Source organism: Actinophytocola sp. (assembly GCF_035942955.1).
Classification (GTDB): Bacteria; Actinomycetota; Actinomycetes; order Mycobacteriales; family Pseudonocardiaceae; genus DASYTH01.
In genome coordinates, this window is sequence record NZ_DASZCQ010000080.1 from 1 (window position 1) to 7,432 (window position 7,432).

Below are 7,432 nucleotides of genomic sequence, written 5' to 3' on the forward strand. Positions count from 1 at the left end.
CGGCCAGCGCGGCCAGGCCCACCCCGGCCGCGGTCAGCCCGGCGGCCAGCCCCAACGCGAACCGCGGGGACACCCGGCCGGACGGGATCGGGCGCTCGGGCCGCTCGGTGCGGTCCAGCTCGCGGTCGGCGTAGTCGTTGAGCGCCATGCCGGCCCAGTACAGGCAGACCGCGCCGGCCGACAGCGCCGCCGACCGGCGCCCGAACGGCCACCCGGCCGCGGCGGCCCCGGCCAGCGAGTCCCCGGGCACCGACAGTGCGGCCGGCGCCCGGACCAGCTCGGCGAGTGCCCGCAGGTCAGGGTGTCGTAGCCGGGTCATGCCGGGAGCCCGGCGGCCCAGGCGCAGAGCTGGTCGAACTGGGCGGCGAGCCGGTGCTCGGTGGTGCCAACCGGATCCTTGAAGAAGAACGCGAGCGCGCCGAGCGGGCCGACCTCGCCGGCCCGGTGGGCGCGGGCGGTCAGCCGCGCGAGGTCCAGCACGAGCGGCGCGGCCAGCGCGGAGTCGCAGCCCTGCCAGGTGAACTGCAGGCTCATCCGGACGCCGAGGAAGCCGGCGAAGGACACGTGGTCCCAGGCGGTCTTCCAGTCGCCGAGGTCGGGCACGTAGTCGATGTGGGTCTGGCCGTCGACCTCGTGGCCGAGCGTCTCGGCCAGGTTGCGCTGCTTGGACGCGGTCTTGCTGGCCGCGGCGGCCGGGTCGGCCAGGGTCTGGCCGTCCCCGCCGCCCAGCAGGTTGGTGCCCGACCAGGACAGCACGCGCAGCGCCCGAGCGGCGAACATCGGCGCCAGCGCGGACTTCACCAGCGTCTCGCCGGTCTTGCCGTCGCTGCCGGCGTAGGGCAGCCGGAGCTGCCGGGCCAGCGCGTCGAGGGCGGGCAGCCGGGCGCCGGTGGACGGGGTGAAATCGACGAACGGGCAGCCGGCGGTGAACGCGGCGTAGGCGTATAGCGAGCTGGTCGGCAGCACGTCGGGGCTCGTGCGCAGGGCGGCGCGCAGCGCGGGCAGGTCGGCGTGCTCGGGGCGCGGCGACACCGGCGGCTCGGTGGACGAGACGTTGACCACGACGACCCGGTCCAGCTCGTTGCGGACCCGGAACGAGGTCAGGTCGTCGGCCAGCCGCGCCGCGGTCTCGGCCTGCGGGGTGCGGTCGTCGCGGTGCGCTCCCTGGCGGATCTCCGCCTCGGCCGCGCGCAGGCCGTCGGCCACGGCGGCGGGCAGCGCGGCCGGCAGCACCCGGGTCTGGACGAGCTGCTCGGCCCGTTTCTGCACCGGCGTGTCGACCACGTCGTGGCCGCCGAACACCAGGTCGGCGAGGGGGGTCAGGCCCACCCCCGCCAGCGCCGGGGTCTCCCCGACCAGGCCGACCGGTTCCACCAGGCCGGCCCGCACGGCCGCCGCGCCGGCCATCGAGGTCACCGCGACCGAGCCGCGGGCCCCGATCAGCCATACGCCCGTTCGTCCGCCCATTACCGTCCTCTCCCCGCCCCGTGTTGACCCACCGGTAGGTTACGGTCCGAAAGTCGATCCCCGGTTCAGGTTCGTTAACACCGGCCTTTGTCGACGGTCGGCCAGGACGGTCCGGCCGCTCAGCCGGTCGACGGTGTGCTCACCGCCGCGGAACGGTCGGATCCGGCGACGTCGACCCAGCCGGCGGACTGGCGCGCACTGCGCTCGACGGCGTCGAGGACGAGCTGGACCTGGAGTCCGTCCTCGAAGCCCGGCACCGGGTCGGTGCCCGCGGCGATGTCGTGGACGAGGTCGCGCACCTCGTGGGTGAAGCTGTGCTCGTAGCCGAGCAGGTGCCCCGGCGGCCACCAGGCCGACAGGTACGGGTGGTCGGCCTCGGTGACCAGGATCCGGGTGAACCCCTGCTCGGCCGCCGGGTCGGTGCCGTCGTAGAACTCCAGCTCGTTGAGCCGTTCGAGGTCGAACGCGAGCGAACCGAGGGCGCCGTTGACCTCGATCCGCAGCGCGTTCTTCCGGCCGGTGGCGAATCGGCTGGCCTCGTAGGTGGCCACCGCGCCGCCGTCGAGCCGGGCGAGGAACAGGGCGGCGTCGTCGACCGTCACCGGCCCGCGGTCGCCGTTGGCGGTGTGCTCGGGCAGCGGGCGCTCCCGGACGAACGTCTCGGTCAGCGCGCTCACCGCGCTGATCCGCTGCCCGGTGATGTACTGGGACAGATCGATGATGTGCGCGCCGAGGTCACCGAGCGCGCCGGAGCCGGCCGCCTCCTGGCGCAGCCGCCACACCAGCGGGAACTCCGGGTCGACGATCCAGTCCTGCAGGTACACCGCGCGGACGTGCCGGATCGCGCCGATCCGGCCATCGGCGACGAGCCTGCGGGCCAGCGTCGCGGCGGGCACCCGGCGGTAGTTGAACCCGACCATGGCGCGCACGCCGTCGCGCGCCGCGCGCCGGGCCGCGTCGACCATGGCCACGGCCTCGTCCGCGGTGTTGGCCAAGGGCTTCTCGCACAGCACGTGCTTGCCGGCCTCCAGCGCGGCGATCGCGATCTCGCAGTGGCTGGAGCCCGGTGTGCACACGTCGACGAGGTGGATGTCGTCGCGCTCGATCAGCCGGCGCCAGTCGGTCTCGTGGCTGCGCCAGCCGAGCGTGCGCGCGGCGGCGGCCACCGCGTCCGGGTCGCGCCCGCAGATCGCGGCCAGGTCGACCCGCATGGGGAGATCGAAGAAATGGCCCACCGTGCGCCAGGCCTGCGAGTGCGCCCGCCCCATGAAGGCGTATCCCGCCATGCCCACCCCGAGCACGGGCTTCGTCGAGTCTGTCATCGCGTCACCTCGCAAGCTCGGTGCCGCTGGACGCCATCGCCTCGCAGGCTCGGCGATGGCGCAGTGCCTGATTGTTCGCTCGCAAGCTCGCTCACCTGCTCACCTCGCTGGTTCGGCTGTAGACCAGGTCGCTGATCATTCGGGCGGCGCCGATCACGCCCGCGTCCTCGCCGAGCTCGGACATCACCAGCGGCAGATTGTTGGTGGCCAGCGGCAGCGACCTGCGGTACACCGCGCTGCGGATCTCGGCGAGCAGCACGTGCCCGATGCCGGCCACGCCGCCGCCGATGACGATCAGGCTGGGGTTGAAGAAGCTGACCAGCCCGGCCAGCACCAGCCCGAGGTGCCGGCCGCCCTCACGGACCAGGCGCAGCGCCACCGGGTCGCCGGCGGCCAGCGCGGCGGCCACGTCGGTCGCGGCCAGCCTGCCCTGGTTCTCAAGGCGCATGGCCAGGAACGGCGACTCGCCCGCGCGGGCAACGGACTGGGCCGAGCGGGCCAGCGCCGCGCCGGAGAAGAACGCCTCGAGGCAGCCGAGGTTGCCGCAGCTGCACGCCGGGCCGTCCTCGTCGACCTGGATGTGCCCGATGTCGCCGGCCGATCCGTTGGCGCCGCGGTAGACCTCGCCGCCGACCAGGATTCCGCAGCCGACCCCGGTGCCGATCTTGACGAACAGGAAGTCGTCGGAGTTCTTGGCGACGCCGGCCTGCTTCTCCCCCAGCGCCATCACGTTGACGTCGTTGTCGACCAGCACGGGGCAGCCCAGCTCGCGGGTGAGCGTGTCGCGCACCGGGTGCTGGTCCCAGCCGGGCATGATCGGCGGTGCGTACGGGACGCCGTCGCGGAAGCTGACCGGGCCGGGCAGGCCGATCCCCAGCCCGTGCAGCTGCGGCAGGTGGCCCTGGTCGCGGAACTTGCCGACGATCTCGACCACCCGGCCGAGAATCCGTTGTGGACCGTCGCGGACGTCCAGCTCCTCGGAGACGTGCTCGAGCAGCTCGAGCTCGCCGTCGGTGACCGCGACGTCCACGCTGGTGGCGCCGACGTTGACCCCGACGAACCGCAGCCAGGAGCCGATCCGCACCACCGCCGGCCGCCGGCCGCCGCGCGACTCGGCAAGGCCGGCCTCCTCGACGAGGCCGAGCTCGGTCAGCCGGTCCAGCTCGGCGGCGACCTTGGATCGCGACAGCTCGACCAGGTCGCCGAGCTCCGCTCGCGACTGCGCGCCGCGGTCCCGCAGCACCCGGAGCAGCCGGGCCTGCGGCGGCAAACCCATCACGGCACGGACTCTAACTCACTACCGTCAGCCCGCGGAAGAACTTCGCTCCTCCTGGTGAGAAGTTCTGCTGCTCTCAGAAAAAGTCGGCGTCCTGCCGGCTCACATGATCACGGGCTCGCCGGTCATGTCGTGACCACCCGAGCAAGTATCCCCTGCTTATGGCTGGCCTGACACACAGTTATGATCTGATCGGCCGAACTTTTGCTTGACTCGGACATATGATCTGGCTTACATTCCGCCGTAACCAGATCCTCGCGATCGCCGTGGAAGAACCGGCCTTCCTCCGCGACGCCGCCGGCATCTCGGCTCACTCCGCTTCCCTGCTGCTTCCTTGCTGAGGAGTTCGACATGCGCCGCGCGCTTCTTCAGTTACTGATCGCCACCGTTGTCTTGCTGTTCGTGGTCCCAGCGCCGCCCGCCGCGGCGCACGCGGTCAACCCGGCCGACTTCCAGCAGATCGAGCTGGCCCGGGGCGTCGCGGAGCTGGGCGAGCCGATGTCCCTTGCGGTGCTCCCGGATCGCTCGGTGCTGCACACGTCACGGGGCGGGCAGCTGCGCCGCACCGACGTCAACGGGATCACCACCGTGATCGGAACCCTGCCGGTGTACTCGCACGACGAGGAGGGCCTGCAGGGCGTCGGGGTGGATCCCGGCTTCGCCGGCAACCGGTTCATCTACCTCTACTACGCGCCGCCACTGTCCACTCCGGCCGGTGACGCGCCGGCAAGCGGCTCGGACTTCTCGGCGTGGACCGGGGTCAACCGGCTGGCCCGGTTCACCCTCAACGCCGACTTCACGCTGAACCTGGCCAGCCAGGTGACCGTGCTCGACGTGCCGGCCGACCGCGGCATCTGCTGCCATGTCGGCGGGGACATCGACTTCGACGCGGCCGGCAACCTCTATCTGTCCACAGGGGACGATACGAACCCGTTCGCCTCGGACGGCTACGCCCCCATCGACGAGCGCGCCGACCGCAACCCCGCGTTCGACGCCCAGCGCACCTCGGCCAACACCAACGACCTGCGCGGGAAGGTGTTGCGGATCAAGGTGAACCCGAACGGCTCGTACTCGATCCCGGCCGGCAACATGTTCGCCCCGGCACGGCGCGGACCCGGCCGGAGATCTACGCGATGGGCTTCCGCAACCCGTTCCGGATGAGCGTGGACAAGGCGACCGGCGCGGTCTACCTCGGCGACTACGGGCCGGACGCGGGCGCGGCCAGCGCCAGCCGCGGGCCGGGCGGGCAGGTGGAGTTCAACCGGATCACCTCGCCCGGCTACTACGGCTGGCCGTACTGCACCGGCACCAACACCACGGCCGAGACCTACTTCGAGTTCACGTTCCCGTCCGGGCCGTCCGGCGCCCGGTACGACTGTGCCGGCGGGCCGGCCAACAACTCCTTCCGCAACACCGGCCTCGGCACGCTGCCGGCGGCGCGGGCGGCGTGGATCAAGTACGACGGCTGCTCGCTGGCCGCGTTCGGCTGCGGGTCGGAGTCGCCGATGGGCGGCGCGGTGTACCGGTACAACGCCAACCTCACCTCGCCGGTCAAGTTCCCGGCCGCGCTCGACGGGCACTACCTCGCCGCCGAGTTCGGCCGGCGCTGGCTGAAGGTGATCGACGTCAACGCCGACGGCTCGGCCGGGCAGATCAACGAGTTCCCGTGGCGCGGCACGCAGATCATCGACACCGCGTTCGGCCCGGACGGCGCGCTGTACGTGCTGGACTACGGCACCGGAAGCTTCGGCGGGGACGCCAACTCCGCGCTCTACCGCATCGAGCACAACCCGGGCGGCAACCTCGCCCCGACCGCACGGGCCAGCGCCAACCGGACGTCCGGCGTGGCGCCGCTGACCGTGAGCTTCTCGTCGGCCGGCTCGTCGGATCCGGAGGGCGGCGCGCTGACCTACGCCTGGAACTTCGGCGACGGCACCACATCCACCGCGGCCAACCCGACGAAGACCTACAGCACCAACGGGCAGCGCACGGTCACCCTCACCGTGACCGACCCGGCCGGCCGCACCGCAAGCGCCGGCCTGGTGATCACCGTGGGCAACACCGCGCCGGCGGTCACGCTGAGCACCCCGCCCAACGGGGCGCTGTTCTCCTTCGGCGACACGGTTCCATACACGATCACGGTGTCCGACCCGGAGGACGGCGCGATCGACTGCGCCCGGGTGCGCCTGACCTACGTGCTCGGGCACGACAGCCACGGCCACCCGATCACGTCGCGGACCGGGTGCTCCGGCTCGATCGCGATCCCCGCCGACGGCGAGCACGACGCCGCGGCGAACCTGTTCGGGGTGTTCGACGCCGAGTACACCGACCTCGGCGCCAACGGCCAGCCGGCGCTGACCACGCACACCCAGCACACCCTGCAGCCGCGGCACCGGCAGGCCGAGCACTACACGAGCCAGTCCGGGATCTCGCAGATCACCAAGGCGACCGCGGAGGGCGGGCGCACGGTCGGAAACGTCCATAATGGAGACTGGATCGCGTTCCAGCCGTACGCGCTCGGCGGTGCTTCGCGGCTCACCGCGCGGGTGTCGTCCGGCGGCGCCGGCGGCACGCTGGCCGTGCGGACTCAGTCACCGACCGGGACCGTGCTCGGCTCGGTGGCGGTGCCGGTGACCGGCGGCTGGGACACCTTCGTCGACGTGTCCGCGACGCTGTCCGGCGTGCCCGCGGGCACCACCACGCTGTACCTGACGTTCGCCGGCACCGGCACGGGCGCACTGTTCGATGTGGACGCGTTCACGTTCGGCGGTGGCGCCGGGCCGATCGTCGGGGTCGGCGGCAAGTGCGTCGACGTCTCCGGCGCCGCGACCGCGGACGGCACCAAGATCCAGCTGTGGACCTGCAACGGAACCGCCGCCCAGACGTGGAGCCGGTCCGGCTCGACGCTGCGGGCGCTCGGCAAGTGCATGGACGTCTCCGGCGGCGGCGCCGCGGACGGCACCCGGGTGCAGCTGTGGACGTGCAACGGAACCGGGGCGCAGAACTGGACGCCGCAGGCGAACGGAACGTTGGTGAACCCGCAGTCCGGCAAGTGCCTCGACGCCAGCGGAGGGAGCACCGCGGACGGCACCCAGCTCGTGATCTCGACCTGCACCGCCGGCGCGAACCAGCGCTGGACCCTGCCCTGAGGAGTCACATGAAACACCGAACCCTTGGCGTGGCGGCCGCCGCGCTCGTCATCCTCGCGTGCACCGGCAGCCCGCCGGCCGGCGCCGTCGACGCCCCGTACGACGTGCTGGTGTTCTCCCGGACCGCGGGGTTCCGGCACGACTCGATCCCGGTCGGCATCCAGACCATCCGGGAGCTGGGCACGGCCAACAGCTTCACGGTCACCGCCACCGAGGAC

7 protein-coding genes are annotated in these 7,432 nt (G+C 72.4%); 3 read left to right on the plus strand and 4 right to left on the minus strand.

Annotated elements, in window-relative coordinates; genetic code table 11:
- From VGX25_RS08560 to VGX25_RS08575, 4 genes are all read right to left on the minus strand, one after another.
- The coding region (locus tag VGX25_RS08560) for a UbiA family prenyltransferase (RefSeq protein WP_414635733.1) at positions 1-295 on the minus strand (295 nt) is incomplete at its 3' end.
- A gap of 20 nt (positions 296-315) precedes the next feature.
- Positions 316-1,467 (minus strand): inositol-3-phosphate synthase, encoded by a 1,152-nt coding sequence (locus VGX25_RS08565; protein WP_326917091.1) that lies wholly within the window; start codon positions 1,465-1,467, stop codon positions 316-318.
- Positions 1,468-1,586: 119 nt separating this feature from the next.
- The gene (locus tag VGX25_RS08570; protein WP_326917092.1) at positions 1,587-2,789 is read right to left on the minus strand and encodes a Gfo/Idh/MocA family oxidoreductase; all 1,203 of its coding nucleotides are present in this window, start codon (positions 2,787-2,789) and stop codon (positions 1,587-1,589) included.
- A 91-nt stretch (positions 2,790-2,880) separates the two neighbouring features.
- Positions 2,881-4,065 (minus strand): ROK family transcriptional regulator, encoded by a 1,185-nt coding sequence (locus VGX25_RS08575; RefSeq protein ID WP_326917096.1) that lies wholly within the window; start codon positions 4,063-4,065, stop codon positions 2,881-2,883.
- A 351-nt stretch (positions 4,066-4,416) separates the two neighbouring features.
- Here VGX25_RS08575 and VGX25_RS08580 point away from each other — a divergent pair, with 351 nt between their 5' ends.
- From VGX25_RS08580 to VGX25_RS08590, 3 genes are all read left to right on the plus strand, one after another.
- Positions 4,417-5,226: a PQQ-dependent sugar dehydrogenase gene (locus tag VGX25_RS08580; protein WP_326917093.1), complete on the plus strand. Its 810-nt coding sequence runs from the start codon at positions 4,417-4,419 to the stop codon at positions 5,224-5,226.
- The gene (locus VGX25_RS08585; protein ID WP_326917094.1) at positions 5,199-7,214 is read left to right on the plus strand and encodes a carbohydrate-binding protein; all 2,016 of its coding nucleotides are present in this window, start codon (positions 5,199-5,201) and stop codon (positions 7,212-7,214) included. Before VGX25_RS08580 ends, VGX25_RS08585 begins: the two co-directional genes overlap by 28 nt.
- An 8-nt stretch (positions 7,215-7,222) precedes the next feature.
- The coding region (locus VGX25_RS08590; RefSeq protein ID WP_326917095.1) for a ThuA domain-containing protein at positions 7,223-7,432 on the plus strand (210 nt) is incomplete at its 3' end.

What these genes read in the sequence shown, in the direction of transcription:
- VGX25_RS08565 (WP_326917091.1), bottom strand. Translation starts at nt 1,467, where the DNA reads ATGGGCGGACGAACGGGCGTATGGCTGATCGGGGCCCGCGGCTCGGTC.
- VGX25_RS08580 (WP_326917093.1), top strand. Translation starts at nt 4,417, where the DNA reads ATGCGCCGCGCGCTTCTTCAGTTACTGATCGCCACCGTTGTCTTGCTG.
- VGX25_RS08575 (WP_326917096.1), bottom strand. Translation starts at nt 4,065, where the DNA reads ATGGGTTTGCCGCCGCAGGCCCGGCTGCTCCGGGTGCTGCGGGACCGC.
- VGX25_RS08570 (WP_326917092.1), bottom strand. Translation starts at nt 2,789, where the DNA reads ATGACAGACTCGACGAAGCCCGTGCTCGGGGTGGGCATGGCGGGATAC.
- VGX25_RS08585 (WP_326917094.1), top strand. Translation starts at nt 5,199, where the DNA reads ATGGGCTTCCGCAACCCGTTCCGGATGAGCGTGGACAAGGCGACCGGC.